The organism is Pseudarthrobacter sp. TE3704 (assembly GCF_056279405.1).
This window is the reverse complement of record NZ_JBWCCJ010000009.1, coordinates 1-21,924: the sequence shown is the minus strand read 5'-3', so window position 1 is coordinate 21,924 and position 21,924 is coordinate 1. Positions and strand designations below refer to the sequence as shown.

At 66.9% G+C, this 21,924-nt stretch carries 20 protein-coding genes; 11 read left to right on the top strand and 9 right to left on the bottom strand.

Features of this window, described 5'->3' with window-relative positions; translation table 11 throughout:
- The first annotated feature begins 70 nt into the window (after positions 1–70).
- Positions 71–991, top strand: coding sequence for a pullulanase X25 domain-containing protein (locus ACZ9BC_RS20110; protein WP_476247480.1), 921 nt, complete (start codon positions 71–73; stop codon positions 989–991).
- Positions 992–1,098: 107 nt separating this feature from the next.
- Complete coding sequence (locus ACZ9BC_RS20105) at positions 1,099–1,398, top strand: acylphosphatase (protein ID WP_476247479.1); 300 nt, start codon at positions 1,099–1,101, stop codon at positions 1,396–1,398.
- 4 nt (positions 1,399–1,402) lie between these two features.
- On the opposite strand, the gene ACZ9BC_RS20100 is transcribed toward ACZ9BC_RS20105, so the two are convergent.
- From ACZ9BC_RS20100 to ACZ9BC_RS20090, 3 genes are all read right to left on the bottom strand, one after another.
- Positions 1,403–5,053, bottom strand: a complete 3,651-nt coding sequence (locus ACZ9BC_RS20100; RefSeq protein WP_476247478.1) for a TM0106 family RecB-like putative nuclease — start codon at positions 5,051–5,053, stop codon at positions 1,403–1,405.
- 98 nt (positions 5,054–5,151) lie between these two features.
- Positions 5,152–6,351 (bottom strand): TerC family protein, encoded by a 1,200-nt coding sequence (locus ACZ9BC_RS20095; protein WP_476247477.1) that lies wholly within the window; start codon positions 6,349–6,351, stop codon positions 5,152–5,154.
- Between the two features lie 37 nt (positions 6,352–6,388).
- A complete protein-coding gene (locus ACZ9BC_RS20090) occupies positions 6,389–8,068 on the bottom strand; it encodes a RecQ family ATP-dependent DNA helicase (protein ID WP_476247476.1) in 1,680 nt (559 codons plus the stop codon).
- A 185-nt stretch (positions 8,069–8,253) separates the two neighbouring features.
- Between ACZ9BC_RS20090 and ACZ9BC_RS20085 the strand changes: the two genes are divergently transcribed.
- Positions 8,254–10,581 carry an FdhF/YdeP family oxidoreductase gene (locus tag ACZ9BC_RS20085; RefSeq protein ID WP_476247475.1) on the top strand — a complete coding sequence of 776 codons (2,328 nt, stop codon included), beginning with the start codon at positions 8,254–8,256 and terminating at the stop codon, positions 10,579–10,581.
- Between the two features lie 105 nt (positions 10,582–10,686).
- Here the strand turns inward: ACZ9BC_RS20085 and ACZ9BC_RS20080 are convergent, their stop codons facing one another.
- Complete coding sequence (locus ACZ9BC_RS20080; protein WP_079599079.1) at positions 10,687–11,016, bottom strand: DUF6457 domain-containing protein; 330 nt, start codon at positions 11,014–11,016, stop codon at positions 10,687–10,689.
- Positions 11,017–11,181: 165 nt separating this feature from the next.
- On the opposite strand from ACZ9BC_RS20080, the gene ACZ9BC_RS20075 reads away from it, so the two are divergent.
- The 4 genes from ACZ9BC_RS20075 (at position 11,182) to ACZ9BC_RS20060 (ending at position 14,231) form a co-directional block, all read left to right on the top strand.
- Positions 11,182–11,532 (top strand): GNAT family N-acetyltransferase, encoded by a 351-nt coding sequence (locus ACZ9BC_RS20075; RefSeq protein ID WP_476247474.1) that lies wholly within the window; start codon positions 11,182–11,184, stop codon positions 11,530–11,532.
- Positions 11,533–11,637: 105 nt separating this feature from the next.
- On the top strand, positions 11,638–12,543 hold the full coding sequence (locus ACZ9BC_RS20070; RefSeq protein ID WP_476247473.1) for a serine hydrolase: 906 nt from the start codon (positions 11,638–11,640) through the stop codon (positions 12,541–12,543).
- A 55-nt stretch (positions 12,544–12,598) separates the two neighbouring features.
- On the top strand, positions 12,599–13,960 hold the full coding sequence (locus tag ACZ9BC_RS20065) for an MFS transporter (RefSeq protein WP_476247472.1): 1,362 nt from the start codon (positions 12,599–12,601) through the stop codon (positions 13,958–13,960).
- A gap of 55 nt (positions 13,961–14,015) precedes the next feature.
- Positions 14,016–14,231: a hypothetical protein gene (locus ACZ9BC_RS20060; RefSeq protein WP_079599076.1), complete on the top strand. Its 216-nt coding sequence runs from the start codon at positions 14,016–14,018 to the stop codon at positions 14,229–14,231.
- 77 nt (positions 14,232–14,308) lie between these two features.
- On the opposite strand, the gene ACZ9BC_RS20055 is transcribed toward ACZ9BC_RS20060, so the two are convergent.
- The 3 genes from ACZ9BC_RS20055 to ACZ9BC_RS20045 form a co-directional block, all read right to left on the bottom strand.
- On the bottom strand, positions 14,309–15,061 hold the full coding sequence (locus ACZ9BC_RS20055) for an ArsR/SmtB family transcription factor (protein ID WP_476247471.1): 753 nt from the start codon (positions 15,059–15,061) through the stop codon (positions 14,309–14,311).
- A gap of 42 nt (positions 15,062–15,103) precedes the next feature.
- Positions 15,104–15,739, bottom strand: a complete 636-nt coding sequence (locus ACZ9BC_RS20050) for a mechanosensitive ion channel family protein (protein WP_476247470.1) — start codon at positions 15,737–15,739, stop codon at positions 15,104–15,106.
- A gap of 70 nt (positions 15,740–15,809) precedes the next feature.
- Entirely contained in the window at positions 15,810–17,042 is a 1,233-nt protein-coding gene (locus ACZ9BC_RS20045) for an MFS transporter (RefSeq protein WP_476247469.1), read from the bottom strand.
- A 271-nt stretch (positions 17,043–17,313) separates the two neighbouring features.
- Between ACZ9BC_RS20045 and ACZ9BC_RS20040 the strand changes: the two genes are divergently transcribed.
- The 3 genes from ACZ9BC_RS20040 to ACZ9BC_RS20030 all read left to right on the top strand — a co-directional run bounded on the left by ACZ9BC_RS20040 (position 17,314) and on the right by ACZ9BC_RS20030 (position 19,241).
- The gene (locus ACZ9BC_RS20040; RefSeq protein WP_476247468.1) at positions 17,314–18,246 is read left to right on the top strand and encodes a 2-hydroxyacid dehydrogenase; all 933 of its coding nucleotides are present in this window, start codon (positions 17,314–17,316) and stop codon (positions 18,244–18,246) included.
- Positions 18,247–18,420: 174 nt separating this feature from the next.
- Positions 18,421–18,888, top strand: a complete 468-nt coding sequence (locus ACZ9BC_RS20035) for an SRPBCC family protein (protein WP_476247467.1) — start codon at positions 18,421–18,423, stop codon at positions 18,886–18,888.
- 8 nt (positions 18,889–18,896) lie between these two features.
- Entirely contained in the window at positions 18,897–19,241 is a 345-nt protein-coding gene (locus ACZ9BC_RS20030; RefSeq protein ID WP_476247466.1) for an iron chaperone, read from the top strand.
- Between the two features lie 104 nt (positions 19,242–19,345).
- Here ACZ9BC_RS20030 and ACZ9BC_RS20025 read toward each other — a convergent pair whose 3' ends face one another.
- Entirely contained in the window at positions 19,346–20,605 is a 1,260-nt protein-coding gene (locus ACZ9BC_RS20025; RefSeq protein ID WP_476247465.1) for an MFS transporter, read from the bottom strand.
- On the bottom strand, positions 20,602–21,060 hold the full coding sequence (locus ACZ9BC_RS20020; protein WP_476247464.1) for a MarR family winged helix-turn-helix transcriptional regulator: 459 nt from the start codon (positions 21,058–21,060) through the stop codon (positions 20,602–20,604). The genes ACZ9BC_RS20025 and ACZ9BC_RS20020 overlap by 4 nt, the downstream gene beginning before the upstream one ends.
- Before the next feature lie 146 nt (positions 21,061–21,206).
- On the opposite strand from ACZ9BC_RS20020, the gene ACZ9BC_RS20015 reads away from it, so the two are divergent.
- Positions 21,207–21,473 carry a hypothetical protein gene (locus tag ACZ9BC_RS20015; protein ID WP_476247463.1) on the top strand — a complete coding sequence of 89 codons (267 nt, stop codon included), beginning with the start codon at positions 21,207–21,209 and terminating at the stop codon, positions 21,471–21,473.
- The last annotated feature ends 451 nt before the right edge of the window (positions 21,474–21,924 follow it).

The window sequence follows — 21,924 nt, the reverse complement described above, 5'->3', positions numbered from 1 at the left end:
TTAAAGTCGCGCGATTTAATCGGCAGTTGGCAAGATGCCTAAGACCGATCGCTTTCATAAAAGGGGAATCATGGCCAAGTCCACCGCAGAAAACACCTTCCTTCGTCTCAAGACCGTTTTGGATGTCCTGACCGAAGGCGTGTGGTCAGGCGATGCACTGAACGCGGGCCAGGTCCTCGCGGAAGCGACGGCCCGCGTGCCGTTCAACGAGCATGAGGCGGAACTGCTCAGCGGCGGCATTCCCCGCGGACACAAGACGCTCACCTCCGCAACCGCGAAACTGGTCAAGGCCGGCTGGCTGGTGAAGGGCCGCTCCGGCTGGACCATCACCGAGGACGGCATGCGCGCCACCGTTGCCTACCCCGACCCGGTGTCCTTCGCCACCGCGCTCGACGCCGGCACTCCCGTTCCTGCCGACACCCCGGTCCCCACCGCTCCCGCAGGGTTCGTCCGGCCGGTCTCCGCTGCCGCGGCCACGCTGGAGGTTCCGGCCAAGGAAGAAACCGCCAAGAAGACGGCCCGCAAGACTCCCGCCAAGAAGGCAGCCGCCGCCGTGGGCAAGGCAGCGAAGGTACTCGAGGACGCCGTCGAGCCGGTGGTCAAGGCCGTCCGCAAGACCAAGGCTCCCGCCAAGGATACGGCCGCCGATGCCGCCGCCGAGCCGTTCGAGGGCCCGGACGTCGAGACCCACCCGCAGCCCGAAGCCGTGGCTGTGGCCGGCGACTTCAACACCATCCTGGGTGCGCCGGAGAACTGGGCCCCGCAGTACGACGAAGCCCAGATGGAGTTCGACTTCCTGGACCAGCTTTGGAAGAAGAGCGCCGAACTGCCCGCCGGCTTCTACACTTTCAAGATTGCGCTGAACCGCTCCTGGGACGAGAACTACGGTGCCTACGGCGCGTTCGATGGCCCCAACCACGAGCTGCACCACAACGGCGGCACGGTCACCATCCGCTACAACCACGCCACCCGCGACATCACCATCAACTAGAGCCCGTCCCCGCCCAACCAGGTAGCGTCAACTGTCGTTCTGATGCCTCAAAACGACAGTTACCGCTACTTGGTTGGGTTGGACGGCAGTTCATCGAGGAGGGCATTATGGCCGGGCACGACGGGTCGGCAACGGATTCGGTCCGGCTGGACGCGCGAGTGTTCGGCGTGGTGCAGGGAGTCGGCTTCCGCTTCTGGACCATGGGCAAAGCCGAGGAACTGGGCCTGACCGGTGAAGTGAAAAACCTCGACGACGGTTCGGTGGCCGTGGTTGCCGAAGGTCCCGAGCCGCAGATCCGGGACCTCCTGGACTGGTTGAACTCCGGCCGCACCCCCGGCAGGGTGGAGCGGGTGGACAACGAGCTGTCCGCAGCGGAGGGACGCTTCCGCGGATTCAACGCCCGCTGATGCCCTACTCGCGCGGGCTCAGGCCGATGAACGCACCCAGCTCCTCCAAAGCCGCAGGTTTGTGCGGCATGTAGCTGGTGAGCTCGGGGGAGCGGATGATGACCGCCCGCCACTGCCCCCGCGATACCGCCACATTGATCCGGTTCCGGTTCAACAGGAACTCGGCCCCGCGGGGAGCCTCAGCCACGGCCGAACACGCCATGGAGACCAGCACCACCGGCGCCTCCTGGCCCTGGAACTTGTCCACCGTCCCCACGCGGATATCGGGAAGGCCCGCTTCTTCCAGCGCTTTCCGGATCAGGTGCACCTGGGCGTTGTACGCGGCCACCACCAGCAGGTCCTGCTGCTCCAGCGGCCGCGCGTCGCTGCCAGCACCCGGAACCCACTTCAGGCCAAGATGCCGCCTGGCCTGCCGGACCACCTCGGCCGCTTCCTCCTTGGAACCCGTGGTGTTGCCGGTGTGGTCCACGAATACGCTTTCGACCCCGGGCGGCAGCCCCTCCAGCTCGCGTAGTGACGCTGCCGGTGCCGACTGGAGCTTCCCTTCGTAACTGAGCCGGGACACGGCAGAGCACAGCTCCGGGTGCATCCGCCAGCTGTCGGCCAGGAAGTAGCCCAGCAGTGCGGGGAGGGTAGCGTGCCCGGCCGCCAGCCACCCCAGCGCAGACTCGTCCACCGGCTCGGGGTGCGCGCCCTGCGTCACCTGCGGGAGTTGCTGGGGGTCCCCGAGCAGGAGCAGCCTCTTGGCGGCACGGGACACGGCCAGCGTGTTGGCCAGCGAAAACTGTCCCGCCTCGTCGATCACCAGCAGATCCAGTGAGCCGGCCGGGACCTCCTTCCCGGTCATGGTCCACGCGGTCCCGCCCACCAGGCACCCGCCGGGGGATGACAGCAGGCGGGCCACGTCGCCGTCGGCCGTCAAACTCCACGGCACGTCGTGGGGTGCAGCCAGCTTCTTGCACACGATGGCAGGATCCACGCCGCCAGTATCGATCGCCCGGCACAGCAGGTTCTCCACCACGTTGTGGGACTGGGCTACGACGCCGATCTTCCAGCCCTCGGCCACGAGCTGGCCGATGACGTGGGCGCCGACGAACGTCTTGCCGGTTCCCGGAGGTCCCTGGACGGCGAGGTAGGAGCGGTCAAGGTCCCGCAGGGATCCGGCGATTGCGGCGGCGTAATCAGCAGAGCCGTCGTCACGGTGACGGACCGCCACCGGGCCCGGCAGGGCACGGAACCGCGGCGGCTGCTTGCGCAGGATGTCCAGGCCGGGATGTGCGGGCAGCGCAGGCACCGACGCGCCCACGGCGCCGGCGACCTCCGCGATGGCGGCTTCGATGCTGGCGGTGGCCAAAGGCTGGTCCTCCGTCAGGGCCACGGGGAGGTGCGGGTAGGCAGCCACCTTGCCCGACTCACGTTCCGCAATGATGATCTCGGTGTGCTCGGGATTGTCCGGCGCCGGTGAGAGCTCGCTGATTTTGGTGCCGAAGGTGTAGGCCCTTGCGCCGGGTGCGGCGTCGGGGGCAGCCATGCCGTCCGGCGCCGGTGCGTCGTACAGCCGGCACCAGCTTGAGTCAGCCCGGAAATCCGAGCCCTCCGTCATGGTGCCGCGCAGCCGCAGGACCCGGGTGCGCATCCGTTCCCGGGGCTTGGCCAGCGCCCAGTCCGAGGCGACCTCGGCGGACTGCACAACGAAGACGTTCCGCTGGTCGGACCAGCTTTCGAGGGGAGCTTCAACGCGGTCAAAGTGCTGCCACCAGAACTGCTTCCGTTCGCGGCGGTGGTAGCCGGTGGCTGCTGCCACCATGGCGATGGCCCGTTCGTCGTCCGTCCAGGGCCGGGTGTCCGGCAGTCCGGCCAGGTACTTGCGGAGCCTGGCCTCCTCCGGTGTCTCATCAGGTGCCGCGGTACGATCCCGCCCGGCAGAACGTTCCCGCCCGCCCAGCGTGCCAGCCGTATCGGCTGCCACGACGCTCCCAGCCGGAGCGGCAGCGTTCATGGCCGGCCCGCCCCCGATGTCCAGGAGCCAGCCCCGGAGCCGGAGGGTGGACAGGCAGTCGTAGCGGTTGTAGTCCGAGATGGAGGTGAGGATCCGGTCAGCCTCGGCCTGGTTGCCGGCGTCCCTGGCCGCGCAGTACGCCGCGTAGGCCACCACCGATGCGCCGGCGTCCTTGACGTCCCCGGAACGCAGGTTGTCACCCATGTACAACGGTTCCAGCTTCTTGATGGAGTAGGAGGCCTCGGAGATCCGCAGCGAATGCCGCACCGTGGCGTACAGGTCCACCAGCAGGCCCTGCCGCAGCCACTCGTCCACGGTGTCCTCACCTGCCTGATGGGCCAGCGAAAGGTTCCGCAGCGCCGTTTTCTCGTACGGCGCGTAGTGGTAGACGTGCATGTCCGGGTACCGGGCGCGGCGCTCCTCCACGTACTCCAGGAAGTCCAGAAAGGCGCGGCGTTCCCCCTGCCGTGAGTGCGCCCAGAACGGGCGGAAGACAGGATCACCGCCGGCGCCGGGCACCGGCGCCTCGATCACACCGAACAGGTACTCGATGCCCCACACGCCCGTGGCGGGGTCCTGCCACAGCGGATCGCCCTCGAAGTCGAAAAAGATGTCGCCCTGGCTGGGCGGAGGAAGGGAGCCGATGGTGTTGTCCGGCAGAACCGTGTAGGAAACAGTGTGCGGCTCGCCGTCCTTGCTGAACGTCCGGGACCCTGCGGCCGCATCCAGGCCCAGCTGCATCCGGGCCTGGGCGCGGAGCCGGACCACCGAGTTGTGCGCCTCCCCGGCAGGCATCCCGGCGAGCTGCTCGATGGTGGTAATGCCGGCGGCGCGCAGCTTCCTGCGCTGCACCACGGACATGCCGGCAACCATCAGCAGGTCGCGGTGGACCTGAACCTGCTCCCCGCAGTAGTCGCAGCGGCCGCAGTGGACAATGCCTGGCTGCTGCCACTCCACGGGTGCATCGGCCTGGCGGTGTTGCGCAGTGAGGTGGCGGAAGCGCCGGCGTCGTTCGTAGAAAACGGGCAGCAGGTCCGGAAGGGAATGGCTGCTGCGGAGCCAGTCTTCACCGACCCTGGTGCCCAGCACCAGGGTGGCGACGGGGGAGGGCTCCAGACCCATTCCCAGGAGTTGGTCGCCGTAGGCGGCGAGCTGCAGCAGGGCGCCCACCTTGGCGTGCCGGGCGAGCTTGGTGTCCCACACCTCGTAACGGCCCAGATTTTTGGTGCCTGCGGCCTCGTTTACCAGGAAGTCGGCGTAGCCCAGGAATTCGCCATCGAAGAAGGTGGCCTGGAACACGACGTCCACCCCGGACCGCAGCGCCAGCTCGGTTTCCGCGTGCTTGGCCTGGAGTTCGCCACGGAGGTTCGGGCCACGTTCCAGCGAGTAGACGCCCGCACCACGGCTGGCATCCCACTCGCCATACTTGGCGATCAGGCTGGCCAGTACGGTTGCCTCATGCTTGTCGCCCAGGACGCCGGCGCGGGCCTGCATCTCGTCCGCCGGAAATTCTGCCTTAGGCGCCCGGCCCAGCTTTTCGTCCAGGATCCGGAGCGTGCGGTACTCGCACTCGCTGGCGGCCACCAGGTCACTGGCAGAAAACACCAGGTCCGGCGGCGCACCGGCATCAGCGCCGGCAGCTTCGAGCAGAAACACTGGGCCTCCCCATTGACATCCGGACCGTCATCAGCGGCCTGGGGACGGTTCCCCTGGCCGTGATTTAAACCTAGCAAGAGGGTCTGACAAAGGCCGTCCTAGCCCTTGGCGTCCGCGCGCACCTGGGCTTTGTCGTGCTCCGTGTGAGCGTTCCGCAGCAGCTCCAGGAACTGGGTTTCGTTCCGGATGAGGCGCTTGTACTTCTCGGGCAGCTTGCGGATCTGGTCCTCTTCGCGGCACATCTTGGCGAAGATCTTGTCCCGCTCCACCATGTCCGTCTCGTAGTTGAGGTCCAGGTATTCGATGGCGTGGCGCCGCGCTCCGGACACGGCGTTCTTGGCCTTGCCCTTGGGGCTGAAGATGGACGCCAGGACCGTGACCAGCAGGACGCCCAGGATGACGCTGAGCGAAACCTGGGTGCTCACTTCCACCACGTTGACGTGCTGGCCGTCGTTGATGAACGGGAGGGTGTTTTCGTGCAGGGCATGCAGGATCAGCTTCACGCCGATGAAGCCCAGGATCGCCGCGAGCCCGTACGAGAGGAAGATCAGCCGGTCCAGCAGCCCGTCGATCAAGAAGAACAGCTGACGCAGGCCCATCAGGGAGAATGCCGTGGCGGTGAACACGATAAACACGTTCTGGGTCAGGCCGAAGATGGCCGGAATGGAGTCCAGGGCGAACAGGATGTCCGTGCCGCCGATGGCCACCATCACCAGGAGCATCGGGGTGAGGACGCGTTTGCCGTTCTCCATCGTGAAGAGCTTGTCGCCGTCGTAATGGGCCGACGCCGGGAGGTACTTTTTGGCCAGCCGCACCACCAGGCCCTCGGACTCATCGTCGTGGCTGTTGGGCCGGAGCAGGTTGCCGGCGGTAATGAGCAGGATCAGCCCGAAGATGTAGAACACCCACGCGAAGCTGTTGATCAGTGCGGCGCCCAGGAAGATGAAGGCAGTGCGGGCGATCAGCGAGAACACGATGCCGAACAGCAGCACCTTCTGCTGGTCCGCGCGGGGCACCTTGAAGCTGGCCATGATGATCAGGAACACGAAGAGGTTGTCCACGGACAGCGCCTTCTCCGTGATGTACCCGGCAAAGTACTCCGTGCCCATGGTGGCCCCGCCGAACAGGAACACGCCGAGCCCGAAGAGCACCGCGATTCCCACATAGATGGCGGACCAGATGGCCGATTCCTTGAGTGCGGGCGTGTGTGCCTTCCGCACGTGGAAAAAGAAGTCGAAAGCCAGCAGGCCAACAATTCCGGCGACGGTCAGGGTCCAGACAATTGAGGGTACTTCCACGAGGCGGGCCTTTCGTTGGAGTCTCCTCCCAGCCTACCTAAGCCGGCTTGAGGAGTTCATGCTCCACGACGGCGGTCCGGGACAGCGTCTTATACCCCTCCTGCTCGAACAGGACAGTGATCACGTCGTCCTCATGCCGCATCACCAGCCCCGGTCCCCACTCCTTGTGGACCACGGCTGATTGGAGGGGAAACGGCTCGTCCGCAGCGGCGGAAGCTGCACCGCCGCCGTCGTGCGCCTTGTCACTCGGCTGCACATTCCGCGCCGCGGCGTCGGCACAGCCATCGCAGTTGCCGCACGGTTCCGGAAGGTCCTCGCCGAAGTAGCCCAGCAGGAACTGCCGCCGGCAGCCGTCCGTCTCCGCGTAGGCGCGCATCATGGTGAGGCGGGACTGCTCAACGCGCTGCCGGGCCTCGGCGAGTTCGACGGCGCGCTCCACCAGGGCGGGCAGCTTGGCTTTCGAGGCGAGGCGGATGCCGCGCTTGCCTGTGGTGACCGCGCCCGCCTCCTCCAGCTGGTTGACCAGTCCGGTGACGCGGCGGACCGGGAACCCGGCCAGCTCGGCCAGCGAGGACTTCGGCGTGAAACCACCTGCGGCCTTGAGGACCTTCAGCACAGCCAGCAGCCGTTCCGGATCCGGGGAACTCGTGCTGAAGAACTTCCGCAGCCCCAGGTCCTCGGCGCGGTAGTGCAGCACCGCGGCCGCCGGCTGGCCGTCACGCCCGGCGCGGCCGATCTCCTGGTAGTAGGCGTCAAGCGACTCGGGAATGTCCGCGTGGGCCACAAAACGGACGTTGGGTTTGTCGATCCCCATGCCAAAAGCGGTGGTGGCCACAACAATGTCCAGGGCGTCGTCGAGGAACTGCTCGTGGATCCGCTCCCTGTCCCCGGCGGACCGGCCCGCGTGGTATGCCTCCGTCCGCAGCCCTTCCGCGGCGAGCTTTTCGGCGTACTTTTCGGTGTCCTTCCGCGTGGCTGCATAGAGGAGTCCGTGCCCGTCGCGGGCCAGCCCGGCCACCTGCGCCAGCACGGCCTTCCGCTTGCCCCTGTCCTCCTGGTGGCGGACCACGTCCAGGCTGATGTTGGGCCGGTCGAAGCCGCGGACCAGCACCAGCGGGTCCTTCATGCCCAGCCGCTCCACGATCTCGTCCCGGACGGGCGGGGAGGCGGTGGCGGTGAGGGCGGCCACGGGCGGGCTGCCCAGCCGCTCGCGGACGTTGCCCAGGCTGAGATAGTCGGGCCGGAAGTCGTGGCCCCAGGAGGAGACGCAGTGCGCCTCGTCCACCACGAACAGCGTGATATCCAGGGCGGCGATGCGGTCCACGGTGTCCTGTTTGGCCAGCTGCTCCGGGGCAAGGAACACGAAGGTGGCCTCTCCGGATTCGACGGCCTGCCACGCGGCGTCCACCTCGGAATCGCTGTGCGAGGAATTGATGGTGACGGCCGCCTGGTCGCCAAGGTCGCCGGCCAGACCGTCCTGCTGGTCCTCCTGCAGGGCAATAAGCGGTGAAACCACGACGGCGGGACGTCCTGTTTCGGTGTGCAGGTGCTGCGCCGCGACCTGGTAGATGGCGGATTTGCCGTAGCCGGTGGGCATCACTGCCAGGACGTCGCGGCCGCCGGCCAAGGCGCTGATGCCGGCCAGCTGGCCGTCCCGCAGGTCCGGCAGGGAGAAGGAAGACGCCGCGAGGGCGGCGAGGGCACGATCGTCGGGCATGAGGGGCTCCGCACAGAAGTTCCTGCGGCCGCTTGCTTCAGCCTTGGGAACCAGCCTAACGCGGGCGGGTGCCGCCGTCGTCATTCCCTTGACTTCCATGACCTGCTGAACAACTGTGGAAGAAGTTGGCCCGCCGGCGTGTGCCGTGGCTTGCGGGGACCAGGAACAGCCGAGGAGTGTGCAGCGTGACGCGCAAGAACCCGAAAGTCCAGGAAGCGGACGAGTCCGAACTGGAAGTGACCGGCCATCCCAAAACCTGGGCCGCCGGTGTGCCCGGGGTCTACCACTCGATGCAGCCGGCGCTCAAGCACATGGGCGTGGAGCGCTCGCGGAAGACCCTGCTGGCGCTGAACCAGAAGGACGGATTTGATTGCATGAGCTGCGCGTGGCCTGATCCCGGCCACCGCAAGACGTTCGAGTTCTGTGAAAACGGGGCGAAGGCGGTGACCTGGGAGGCCACTCCCGTGGTCATCGGCAGGGAGTTCTGGGACGAGCACCCCGTCAGCGAGTTGCGGCACCGGTCCGAGTACTGGCTGGGCATGCAGGGCCGCCTGACCGAGCCCGTGTACAAGAAGGCGGGGGAGGACCACTACCGGCCGGTCAGCTGGGAGCAGGCGTTCAGCATCATCGCGGACAAGCTCAAGTCCCTTCCTGACCCCAACCAGGCCGCGTTCTACACGAGCGGCAGGACGTCCAACGAGGCCGCCTTCCTCTATCAGCTGTTCATCCGGGCCTACGGCACCAACAACCTGCCGGACTGCTCCAACATGTGCCACGAGTCCTCCGGGTGGGGCATGGGGCAAACCATCGGCGTGGGCAAGGCCACGGTCTCCTATGACGACTTCGCCAAGGCGGACCTGATCATCATCATGGGGCAGAACCCGGGCACCAACCATCCGCGGATGCTCACCGCGCTGGAGGAGGCCAAGGAGGCCGGGGCGAACATCGTCGCCGTGAATCCGCTGCCGGAGGCCGGCCTGATGCGGTACAAGAACCCGCAGAAGGTGAAGGGCATCATCGGGCGCGGCACGGACCTGGCGGACCAGTTCCTGCAGGTGCGGATCGGCGGCGACATGGCGCTGCTGCAAGCCATCTCCAAGCGCGTCCTCGAGGCCGAGGCAGCGAACCCCGGCACGGTGCTGGACCATCAGTTCCTTGCGGAGCACTGTGACGGGCTGGAGGAGCTCAAGGCCCACCTCTCCCGGCTGGACGAAGCCGCTGTCCTCGAGGCCACCGGGCTGCGCACGGAGGAAATCGACGAGCTTGCAGCCCGTTACCTCGCTGCTGACAAGGTGATCATCACCTGGGCCATGGGCATCACGCAGCAGAAGAAAGGCGTGGCCACCATCAAGGAGATCATCAACCTCCTGCTGCTCCGCGGCAACATCGGAAAGCCGGGCGCAGGCGCCTCGCCCATCCGCGGTCACAGCAACGTCCAGGGCGACAGGACGATGGGCATCTGGGAACAGATGCCACCGGCCTTCCTGGACGCCCTGGGGCGGGAGTTCGATTTTGAGCCGCCGCGGGACCACGGGCTGGACGCCGTCCAGACGGTCCGGGCAATGCGCGACGGCGGCATCAAGGCCTTTATCGCCCTCGGCGGCAATTTTGTGGGAGCCATTTCGGACACGCACGCGGCCGAAGCAGCGATGGAAAAGACCGAGCTGTCGGTCCAGATCTCCACGAAGCTCAACCACTCACATGGCGTGACAGGGGCCGAGGCGCTGATCCTGCCCACGCTGGGCCGGACGGAAATCGACCGGCAGGAATCCGGACCGCAGTTCGTCTCGGTGGAGGATACCGTCTGTGCCGTGCACGCCTCGCACGGCACCGTGGAACCCGTGGCGCCGGGGCTGCTGTCCGAGGTGGCCATCGTCTGCAGGCTCGCCGCCGCCGTGCTGGGCGACCGGACCTCCGCGGACTGGGCCGGATTCGAAAAGGACTACGACGTGATCCGGGACCACATCTCCCACGTGGTGAACGGGTGCGAGGACTACAACCGGAAGATCCGGCAGGAGGGCGGGTTTATCCTGCCCAACGGGCCCCGCGATTCCCGCACGTTCAACACGCCCACCGGCAAGGCCATCCTCACGGTTAATGAGCTGGAGCACGTGGAACGCCCCGCGGGGACCCTGATCCTGCAGACCATGCGCTCGCACGACCAGTTCAACACCACTATTTACGGGCACAACGACAGGTACCGCGGCATCAAGAAGGGCCGTGAGGTGGTTTTCGTGAACCCCGAAGACCTCACCGAGCTGGGCCTCGAGGACGGGCAGCACGTGGACATCCATGGTGTGTATTCGGATGGCGTGGACCGGGTGCTGCGGAACTACCGGGTGGTCTCCTACCCGTCCGCCAGGGGATGCGCCGCGGCGTACTATCCCGAGGCCAACGTCCTGGTGCCGCTGGAAAGCGTGGCGGAGGGAAGCCAGACGCCGGCGTCGAAGGCCGTCATCGTCCGGCTCGAGCGCGTGCTTGCCCTGGAAGAGGAGCCGACGGCGGCGGGCTGAGCCGGAAGCTCTGCCGTCCCTTGGTGCAGGAGCCATAACTCCCCGCCTGATGGACTTTTCCCCGTGGCGTCCAGCGGGGATTTGTCCATAAGGCGGGGATTCCTGCTACTGCGCCGTGTCCGCCCAGCCCCGGCTGGCAGGACCGCCGTTGGGGCCGTCGTCGCACAGCTGGAAGGCCACCCGGGCGGCCTTCTCCACGGCAGCGGATGAGGCTTCCCTGGTACCCGCGCTGCCAGTCCCGGCATCTAGCCCGGCGGCGTAGCCCACCAGGAACGTGGTGACGGGAGCCGCGGCGTGGATCACCGAGTCCGCGGACTTCCGTGCCAGGTCCAGGAGCAGTTCGTGGTCCACGTCCATGTCCAGGATCTGCAGTGCCTGGGCCAGCCGGTTGCTCCACTGGTCCAGGACCTGTGCTTCGTCGTCGTTGACTGCCATGTTCTCTCCTTCGTCACGGGCCCGGCGGCATATGGGTCATTTTGCCCACCGGGATTCGATATCCAGTGCCCACGACCCTACAAGGCCTGGGAGCCCACGTCAGCAGAAATAGTTCGGAACTGTTCCGGGTTATCCTGTGCAGGGGCCGCTACGAAGGAGAAGCCATTGAGTGAAATTACCGTCCGCCACAACGCCGGGCGCCAGCGTTTCGAGATCCTCGACGCCGGAAACGTGATTGGCAAGGCGGCGTACAAGGAGTACGACGGCGGCGCTTCACCCCAGCGGATTTTCTACCACACGGTGGTCAACGAGGAGTACGGCGGCCAGGGCCTGGCGGGCCAGCTGGCCACGGTCGCCCTGGATGACACCGTGGCGGCCGGCGAGGGCATCGTCCCCGTCTGCCCGTTCATCAAGAAGTTCCTCACCAAGCACCCGGAGTATGCCGGCAGCACCGTCCGGGTAGCCCCGGCACACCTGGAGTTCCTGGACGCGGCGCTCTCGGCGCGCACCCGCTGACGGCGGCCTCTCAGGAGCCTCCCAATCTCGGATGATCTAATCAGCACCTGTGTGCACTGGGGCGCGCGGAAAGCTGACCGATTTTGAGTTGTGACAGGAGCACCCATGCCCGTGCACCCAGTGGAGCCCCAGGCTGTGCCGGAAATACGTACCGCCCGCCGCGGGCGCAGGAAGCTTGTGCTGCTGTTGTGTGCGGTTGCGCTGGTTATTGTTGCCACCGTGGTCCTTGCCGTGGTCCGCTCGCAACCCTCTGCGAGTACTTCCGCACCGGTTCCCACGGTCGCGGCGTCGCCCGTGGCCCAGGCACCGGACTCCCTCCGGGACAACGTCGAGTCCATCCTCGAGGAGGCCGGGGACTACCGGATCGGGCTGGCACTGGCCGACGTCTCCGGTGATGCCGCCCTGGCGTTTGGTGACAGCGACGTTTTCGCGGCTGCCAGCACCGCGAAGATCATCACCGCTGCGGCCTACTACCACCTGGTGGAAACGGGGGAAGCAAGCCTCGACGAACCCCTGGGCGACTACGACGCCGCCTTCCAGATGGAAGCCATGGTGAACCAGAGCAACAACGACTCATGGCTGCTCCTGATGGACGCCGTGGGCTACCCGCGCCTCATCGACTACGCCGCGTCCATCGGTGTCACCTACGACCCGGAACAGAATCTCCTGACCCCGGCCGACATGGCACTGGTCCTCAAGCAGCTGTACGCCGGGGACCTGCTCAACGCGGACAACACCGCCGAGCTGCTCAGTTACATGAAGGACACCAACAACGACGACCTCATCCCCGCCGGGTCCCGGGCGGGGATCGACGTGCACCACAAGTACGGCGAGATCGGCGGGGAACTCCACGACGCCGCGCTCCTGACGTACCGCGGCTCCACCTTTGCGCTGGTGATTTACACCGAGAACCCCGAAGGCACCGAAGAGCCCGAACAGGCCGACGCCATCCGCGATCTTACCCGGGCAGTGGAGGACGCCCTGTTCCCCCTGACGCCGGCCGGAAAGTAGCCGCGCCGGGTCATCAAAGTCGCCGGTGGGCAGCGCCGTGCACCAGACTGTTTCCGTGAGCAACAAACCCCGGACTGGCCTGGCCGTCGCCGGACTCAGCCTGGGCACGGCACTGAACCCCCTCAACTCCTCGATGATTGCCGTGGCACTGGTGGTGCTCCGTGCGGATTTCGGGCTCGACGTTGCCGCGGTCACCTGGGTGGTCACCTCCTTCTACCTCGCCTCCGCCGCGGGCCAACCGGTGATGGGCAGGCTGGCCGACCGGTTCGGGCCCCGGCGGATGTTTATGCTCGGCATGGCGCTGGTGGCCCTCATTTGCGCGCTCGCCCCGCTGGCCCCGAACTTTGCCCTGCTCTGCGTGGCGCGGGCGGTGATGGCGCTGGGAACGGCCACCGCCTATCCCAGTGCCGTGGTGATGGTCGGTGCCATTGCCCACCGTGCCGGGGTGGAGGCGGCCCGCCCGCTGGGACGGCTCCAGATGGCCAACACGTCGGCGGCCGCCGTCGGGCCCGTCGTCGGCGGCCTGCTCGTCAGCTTGGTGGGCTGGGAGGCGCTCTTCCTCATCAACGTCCCGCTGGCGCTGGCCGCACTGCTCATCGTGCGGCAGGCGGCCCCGCCGGACGAAGCCCGCGAACGGGGGAGCGTTGCGGACCTGCTGCGGGACTCGGACATTCCCGGGATCCTGGCCTTCGTCACCGCGCTCCTGTTGGTGATGATGGCCGCGCTCAACGTCGCCCCGGACTACCGCTGGTGGATGCTGGCCGCAGGTACCGGAATTGCCGCGCTGTTCGCCTGGCGGGAGCTGCGGTTCAACCGGCCGTTCCTGGACCTGCGGCTGCTGGGGCGGAACAGGCCGCTGATGCTGGTGTACCTGGGCTTCGCGGTATTCAGCAGCGTCTACTACTTTGTGTTCTTCGGCCTGCCCCAGCTGCTGCAGGAAGCCGGTGGCTACAACGCCGGCGTGGTGGGCCTGCTGATGCTTCCGCTCGCCGCCATGTCCGTGGTGGCGACGCCGTGGGCCGTGCGGGCGATGGGACGGTTCGGCGTGCGGCGGGTGCTGCTCGCCGGCGTCGTCCTCCTGACACTGGTCGCCGCCCTGATGTGGCTGTTGACCGGGTCGCTGGCCATCCCGCTGGTGGTGGTGCTGACCGCGCTGATGGGGATCCCGTACGGAACGGTGGGCATCGCCTCCAACCAGGGCATGTTCGTCTCCACCCGGCCGCAGGAGCGCGGCGTGGCGGCGGGTATCTACCAGACCTGCCGGTACGTCGGTGCCATCACGGCCACCGTGATGATCGGCGTCTTTGCCAGCGGCGGCGTGGACCAGGGAAGCTGGGCGCGGATGGTCCTGGCCATGCTGGTCCTGTGCGTTGTGACGCTTGGCGTGAGCCTGCTGTGGCGGCAGCACGAACAGTAGCTTCATCGCCCGGCAGCCTCGCACAGAGGGCCGCCGGCGGGTTTATCGTGGAGGTATGGGCAACCCGAAGGTGCAGCTGTACCTGGATATCACCGCGAAAGGCCTGTGCCTGCTGGGCGTGGCGCTGATGATCTTTGGCCAGGGCGGCTGGTTCTACGTGGGCGTCGCCACGGTGGTGCTGGGCGTGCTCTTCATCGGCGGCTCGCTGGTGGCCACCCGCAACCTGCGGCACCGGGGTTGGGACGGCCGGAACCGGCCATCAGCCGGATAGCCAACCGCCCCGTCCCAGCTGCTAGGAAAGCCGGAGCCACACGGCGTTGTCCGGCTGCAGCCAGCCGTCGTGGGGAGTCAGGTGTACATCAGCGAGCCGGGCGTGGTCAGCTTCTCGCCGGTTTCGAGCCAGGTCTTGAGGCCGGAGAGGATCATGGGCCAGCCACCGTAGAGCTGCTCGTTGGCGCCCTCACGGAGGTCGCTGTGCGTGACGGTGAGGCGGCAGGAATCACCCACGGGTTCGATGTCCCAGGTGACCTTGGAGGTGCCTTCGGCCTTGACGTCCTCGCCCCACAGGGCGCGCATGGTCTGGACGAGCCGGCGCGGCGGGTCCACTTCCAGGTTTTCGCCTTCGCCCAGGGGTGCGCCGGCGTTGACGTTGTTGATGGTGAAGCTGCTGCCCGGGGTCCAGTCCGTTTCGATGGTGTTCCCGAACTGGTACTTGCTGCGGATGTTGCTGTCCGTAATGGCTTCCCAGAGCCGTTCCGGAGTGGTCTTGATGTAGATTTCGAAGATCTTTTCCATGGGACTTTCCAATCTGGATTTGAGGTCGCTGAGGCCAGCGGCCCATGGTTCTGCGTATTTGCTGACCCAGCGGTCGTGGACCAGCCGAATGGGTACCGGGTTCAGGAAGTGCAGCTTTTCCCGTCCCCGACGGCGGGTCACCACCAGGCCTGCATCCTCCAGAAGGCGGAGGTGCTTGGCGATACCGAACCGGGTCATGTCGAAGCGTGCCTCAAGCGCACTCAGGGTCTGGCCGTCCTCACGGAACAGCTCATCGAGCAGGTCCCGGCGGGTGGGGTCGGAAAGTGCCTTGAACACGTCGTCCATGCTTCCAATGATAGGTGACCATATGGTCACCTATCAAGGGTTCTAGTTTCTGGATGCCAGGTTTTTGTCCCGATCTTCAAACACCTCGTCGCCGGGGCCTGTGAAGGCGCGTGAACGCTCCACGGCCTCGATGGATCCGGTGAAGAGCTGGGATTCGTGCGGGTCGGCGGGCGGCCGGGCACCGCTGGCGGCGGGCGAACCCAGCCCGCGTAGGGGCCCCTTGCGCTGGGTGGGGGTGCCGCCGTCGGACGCCGCGTGTTCCCAGCGCTGGTGGGGCAGGGCGTGCGGATGGCCCTGCTGCAGGAAAGTGACCATAGCTTCGCGGATGAGGCACCGCAGGTCGAAGAGTGCGGCGCTGTCCGCGGCGCTGACCAGGATCCGGACCCGGACGAAGCCGCCGGTGGCGTCGGTGATCTGCAGGACGCCCACGCGCTGGTCCCACAGTTCCGTGCCGGCCAGGACGCGGCGCAACTCGGCGCGCATGTCCTCCACGGGGGCACGCCAGTCGAACTCCACCGTGCCCGTCACCTCGGACATCCGGCGGGTCCAGTTCTCGAACGGGGTGGTGGTGAAGTACGTCGAGGGCAGGATCCGGCCCCATTCCTTCTGCACCACCACCACGTCGTCCACGCGGATGGCGTCCGTGAAGGCGAGCTGCATCCCGGCGAACACGTTCACCAGGGATGTCTGCGTGGCCAGGCCCGCGACGATCGAGATGAAGACGGTCCGCCCGGAGCTGTGCCTTGGGTTAGTTCACCGGCTCCTTCACGGGCCGCGGCTCCAGCCAGACCCGCTCCCGCGGACCCGGCGGGTACGCGTACTTCTTGCCCGCCAGGGTGATCACCAGCGCGGCCACAACCGGCAGGGCAGCAGCAACGGGAACCAGCAGCGCGCCGCCGGTCACCAGCGCAGCCGAGCCGTACAGTGCACCGATGGTGATGCCCAGCTGGATGGTGAGCACGGTGAGGCCGTTGGCTGCCTCCCGGTATTCCCCGCCCGCGCGCAGGATGGCGGACTGGTTGTAGATGCCGATCGCGCCCAGGCCAGCGCCCCAGACCGTCATCAGCGCCAGCGCCACCGGAAGGTTGCCCACGGCGAGAGGCAACAGGAACATCGACAGGGCGATGGCCGCCGTCGTGATCAGCAACGAACGGCGTGGATGCGAATCCACCGTGAGGCCCGCCACCCAGATGCCCAGCAGGCCAGAGGCGCCCAGCACGGTGAGGGAGAGGCTGATGGCGTAGTCGGGCAGCGACGCTTCGCGGATGAACGGCGCGATGTAGGTGAACAGTGCGAAGTGGGCCAGGACCAGCAGCGGCCAGGCGATGGCCACCGACTTGACGCCCGGCTCGGCGATCGCCCGGCGAAGCGACGGGCGGACGGCGTCGGAAATGCGCTGCACCCGCGGCAGGAGGAAAAACGCCAGGACCGTCAGGAGCAGCCCGAAACCGGCCAGCACCAGGAACGCCGCGCGCCAGCCGAGCAACCCGCCCAGTGCCGTACCCACGGGCGCGCCGATGGCCAGGCCCAGGCTGTTGCCGCTGAACACGATCGCCAGGGCCTTGCCCACCTTGTTCGGCGGGACCACCCTGGTGACGAACGGGGCCATGGTGGTCCACAGCAGCCCGTGCGCCAGACCGCCCACCAGCCGGGCGATCATCGCCGTCGTAAAGTCCGGTGCAAGCCCCACCCAGGCGTTGCTGACCGCGAACGTCAGGACAAGGCTCACCAGCAGTGCATGCCGGGGGATCCGGGCCAGCAGCCGGGCAGCCGGAACCACCGTGACCACAATGACGGCTGCGTAGGCGGCAGCCAGGTAACCGGCTACCGGCTCGGACACGTTCAGGCCCGCGCTGATCTGCGGCAGCAGCCCGGACGGGAGGAGTTCGGTGGTGATGGCGGTGAACGCGATGGTGGCCAAAACAACCATCGCGGCGTACGGGAAACGGGCAGGCGCCGGCGCGGAAATCGCGGAAGACATGGGGAAGGAATCCATTCAAGGGGGAGGGTTGGAACGCCGCTCGCTGGCCGGACAATTCCTCCCTTAAATTTACAGGATCGGAGGGCCTGTCACACACATGACAAGCGCTTCCCCGCGTCCGCAGAGTGGGCAAAGCAACCGTCCACCGCAGGGCACAAAGTAGGTTTGGTAGCGGAAGTAACTGCCGGTGGCGAAAAGGCCCGGCTTCGCAGCCAAGGGAAGGCGACATGGACGTTTTTGGACCCGCACTGGACATGATTATGGTGGCGGCGTGACCGGCCAGCTGCGGGTGTGCCTGCCCGACCAGAAGCTGCTGGACGCGCTGGAGCCCATGGACGGCGTCGACTTTGTCCTCTGGGACCTCACCGGCCCGGCACCCGAGGGCCGGCTCGACCTGCTGGTTCCGGGCTATATGGGGAAGACGGCGACGCTGGCCGCGCTTGAGGGCGTGGACGTCGGGCTGGTCCAAAGCCAGTCGATCGGGTACGACGGCGTCGCGGACGTCCTGCCGGACGGTTGCGTTTTCGCCAACGCGGCGGGGGTCCACGAGACATCGACGGCGGAGCTTGCGTTGGGCATGATGATCGCCAGCCAGCGGGGAATCCCGGACTTCGTCCGGAACCAGGCCAGCGGAACGTGGGACAACACCCAGCGGCCCAGCCTGGCCGACCGGCGCGTGCTGCTCGTGGGATACGGGGGAGTGGGCAAGGCCGTCGAGGCACGGCTGCTGCCCTTCGAAGCCGAGGTGACGCGGATGGCCAGCCGGGAGCGCGAAGACTCCAATGGGACGATTCACGGGATCGATGCGCTGTACGAACAGCTGCCGCTGCACGAGATTGTGGTGGTCAGCGTTCCCTTGAGCGAAGCGACCCAGCAGCTGGTGGACGCGAAGTTCCTGGCCGCAATGCCGGACGGCGCCCTGCTGGTAAACGTGGCCCGCGGGCCGGTGGCTGACACCGAGGCACTGCTGGCCGAGACCTCCACCGGCCGGCTCCGTGCAGCCCTGGACGTCACGGATCCGGAGCCGCTGCCGGCGGGCCACCCGTTGTGGACCACCCCCGGCGTGCTGATCACCCCGCACGTGGGCGGCGCCAGCTCCGCCATGTTCCCGCGGATGGTCCGGCTTATCCGGAAACAGATCGGGCTGCTGCTTGAGGGCAAGGAGCCGGTGAACGTGGTGCTCGGGGATTCGTCCCGGGCCTAGCTTCTGCGGCTTACTGGAACCCTGGGCCCACGCCCGCAGGGTTCCCTGGCCGAGCTGGCGAGGCTAGGGTGCGGGCGGGGAGGGTCGTTCCTTGCCCAATAATTGAGCATTTTTGGGCTAAAACTGGCCCCGCGTTGCCTGTTCAGGGGTGGCCCCGGCTCCTAAGCTGGGGCCATGTCCACTTATGAAGTCCGCCGCAGCGCGGTCATTCCTGCCTCTGCCGAAGAGATCTTTCCGCTGGTCAACAGCTTCCACGAGTGGACGGCCTGGTCCCCCTGGGAGAACGTGGACCCCGGCATGAGCCGGCGCTACTTCGGCGCCGACGCGGGCGTGGGGGCGGGCTATGAGTGGAGCGGCAACCGCAAGGCCGGAAGCGGAACCATGGAGATCGTGGAGTCCGTGCCGGCACGAGAGGTCAAGGTCCGGCTGCAGTTCACCAAACCCTTCAAAGCGCTGAACCCTACGTCGTTCACCTTTACTCCGGCGCCGGGCGGCACGGAAGTCACGTGGCGGATGACCGGCGAGAACAAGGGCGCGGCCAAGCTGTTCGCCCTCTTCATGAACATGGACAAGCTGGTGGGCTCGGACTTCGAACGCGGGCTCAAATCCTTGGCCTCCGCAGTGGCCGCCAAAAAGAGCTGAGCCTGGCCGTGGGCGTCGTTGACGATTCGCTGGCAGACCTGCCCGAGCCGGACCGCGGCTGCCTGCAGCACGTGGTGGGCATCGCCCGGGCGGTGGCTCCGGACACTACGGAGGGGATGAGTTACGGCATGCCCGCCCTGAAGCTGGACGGAAAGCCTCTGGTGGGAGTGGTTGCCGCCGCCAAGCACCTCTCGATCTTCCCGTTCTCGCCCGCCGTCGTGGAGGCGGTTGCACACCGGCTCGAAAGCTTCTCCCTGTCCAAGGGAACCATCCGCTTCACCGCCGAGCACCCCTTGCCGGACGACGTCGTAGAGGAGATTGTCCGGCTGCGGATGGCGGAGATCAGGAAGTAGTTAACGTTCGACGGCGGCACACGCCACTCGGAGCAGCCCCGCCTAAGGTGCGGGGAAGGCAGACGTCCGGCCGTCGTCGTCGTACGTTCCTCGGATGGGGGGCCTTAAACAGCCGGCTCGCGCTTCCCCTTGAACGCGACCCGGAGCGCGCCGCGGATGGTCAGCCGGCTCCTCCGGCTGACCACGATGACGGCGGCCAGCCCGGTGAGCAGGACCACAACGCCGCCGAACGCTACGGCCCAGCGCGCCCCGAACTCACTGCCGATCCAGCCCATCAGGGGCGCACCCACGGCGGTTCCGCCCTGCAGGATGGCCAGGTACAGGGCCAGCACGCGGCCGCGGAACTGCGGTTCCACCGAGAGCTGGATGCTGGTGTTGCAGCTATTGAGGAACGTGATGGACGCCAGGCCCACCGGGATCAGCACGGCGGCGTAGAGCCAGAACGACGGCGAGACACTGCCCAGGAGCGTGAAGGCGCCGAGGCCCAGCGCGCCGCCCAGGAGGAACCGCAGCCGCGGGCCGGCCCGCCGCGCCGCGAGGAGGGCGCCGGCAAGGGTGCCGACGGCCATGATGGAGCCGAGGAGGCCGAATTCGCCCGCCCCGACGCCAAATTCCGTGGTGGCCATCAGCGCGTTGGTGATGGGGAAGTTCATGCCGAAGGCGCCCAGGATGCCCACCAGGACCATGATCAGCATCAGGTCGGGGCGGCCCCGCACGTAGTTGATGCCCTCGGCCACCTGGTGTTTGCCGCGCCCGGCCTGTGCGGCGGGAGCCAGTTCGGAGGTCCGGATAAGGAACAGCGAGATGATGACGGCGGCGTAGCTGGCCGCGTTGAGCAGGAAGACCGGGCCGGTGCCCACCCAGGCGATGAGGACGCCGGCGATGGCGGGGCCGGTGAGCCGGGCCGTGTTGAAGGACGCGGAGTTAAGAGCGACGGCGTTGGAGATGTTGTCCTGTCCCACCAGTTCGGAGACGAAGGCCTGCCGCGCCGGGGCATCGATGGCGCTGGCGATGCCCAGGCACAGGGCGGCCAGGTAGGCGTGCCACAGCTCGGCGGTGCCTGTGACCACCAGGAGTCCGATGGCCAGCCCGGTCACGCCCATGGCCAGCTGGGTCCAGAGCAGGATGATGCGTTTGCGGTAACGGTCGGCCAGCACGCCGCCGTAGGGGCCCAGCAGCAGCATGGGCAGGAACTGCAGGCCTGTGGTGATGCCGACGGCGGCACCGTCATGGTTGGTGAGGACGGTCAGGACCAGCCAGTCCTGGGCGATCCGCTGCATCCAGGTGCCGATGTTGGACACCAGTGCGCCGCCGGCCCAGATCCGGTAGTTGCGGTTTTCGAGGGCGCGGAACATGGCGCTCATCGGCCGCTCATCTCCTGCATGATGTGCGCGGCGCGGCTGAGGATGGCCCGGTCTTCCTCGCTGAGGCGTGCCACGCGCTGGGCCAGCCAGGCGGTCCGCTGGCTTCGGGCTTCGGCCAGGACGTCCTTGCCGGCGGCAGTGATGTCCACCTGGACCTGGCGGCCGTCGTCCGGGTGCGCGGACCGGGTGACAAAGCCCTGGTCGGCAAGGGCGTTGACGATGCGGGTCATGGACGGGGCCTGCACGTGCTCGCTTTCGGCCAGTGCGCGCAGGGTTCGGGGTCCGTCGCTGTTCAGGACGGCCAGCACGGTGTACTGGCCGGGGGTGATGACTTCACCTGTTGCCTCAACGCGGAGCCTGCGGGATGTGCGCATCACGGCGGTGCGGAGGTCGATGGCCAGGGTGTCTGGCGTGACGGGGTCTGCTGGAGGGTTCTTCGTTGTGGTGGGGGTCATGGGTGCGGGTGCGCCTCCTGGCGATAATGCTTAGCACTGCTAATTAGTTCTGCTAACGATTATGCTCCCGGTGCGGCAGGACGGCAACCGGTTCTTAGGGAATGCGATGTACGCGACACTGGAAGCCCCAACGAAAGCAGGACCCATTGATCACCCTCAAGCAGGACGCGGACGGCTTTGTCCGGATGAGCCGGCACTATCCCGCCAGCGTCCGCATCAGGATTGAGTTCACCGATGGCAGCAGCGGTGAGTTCTCCGGCCGGACCCTCAACGAGGCCTACGACGCCGCGCTCGCGGAATTCCGTGCGGGGAACAACCTCGACGCAAAGGGCTATGACCGGACGCCGGCTGCCCGGAAAGCCTCGGGCAACACGATCGATTTCGTGCCCGTCCATCCCGGCATGGGGGAGTAGGCGCAGCGGGTCAGTGGGCTGTGCTGCAGCACACAGAAGTTAGTAACGACGGCGGGTGGCCGCCAGGGCGGGCCTGCGAGCCTTTCCGCCACGTCATTCCGCGGGTTTTAAGCTCCCGGGGCGGCGATTTGCGGTGGGGTTGTGGGGCGTGTATTGTTTTCTGAGTCGCCGCCGCTGATGCGGAAAGATAGCGGCCAACCCCCCTTGATGAACGGCCTGAAAATGGTTCGCTTTTGAGCGTGCCGGTTTTGGGTGGGGCTGGTTTTCCTGCCGGTGCGGGTCCTGGAATATGGATTTGCGTCGGGGTGGGGGATCGGGTAAGTTTGAAAAGTTGCTCCGGAGCGAGCCGCGACTGTGGTTGTGGTGGTGCCGGGTGTGTCTGTTGTTTGAGAACTCAATAGTGTGCCAAGTTTGTTGATACCGATTTGTTTTTATGAATTGGTTGAAATGT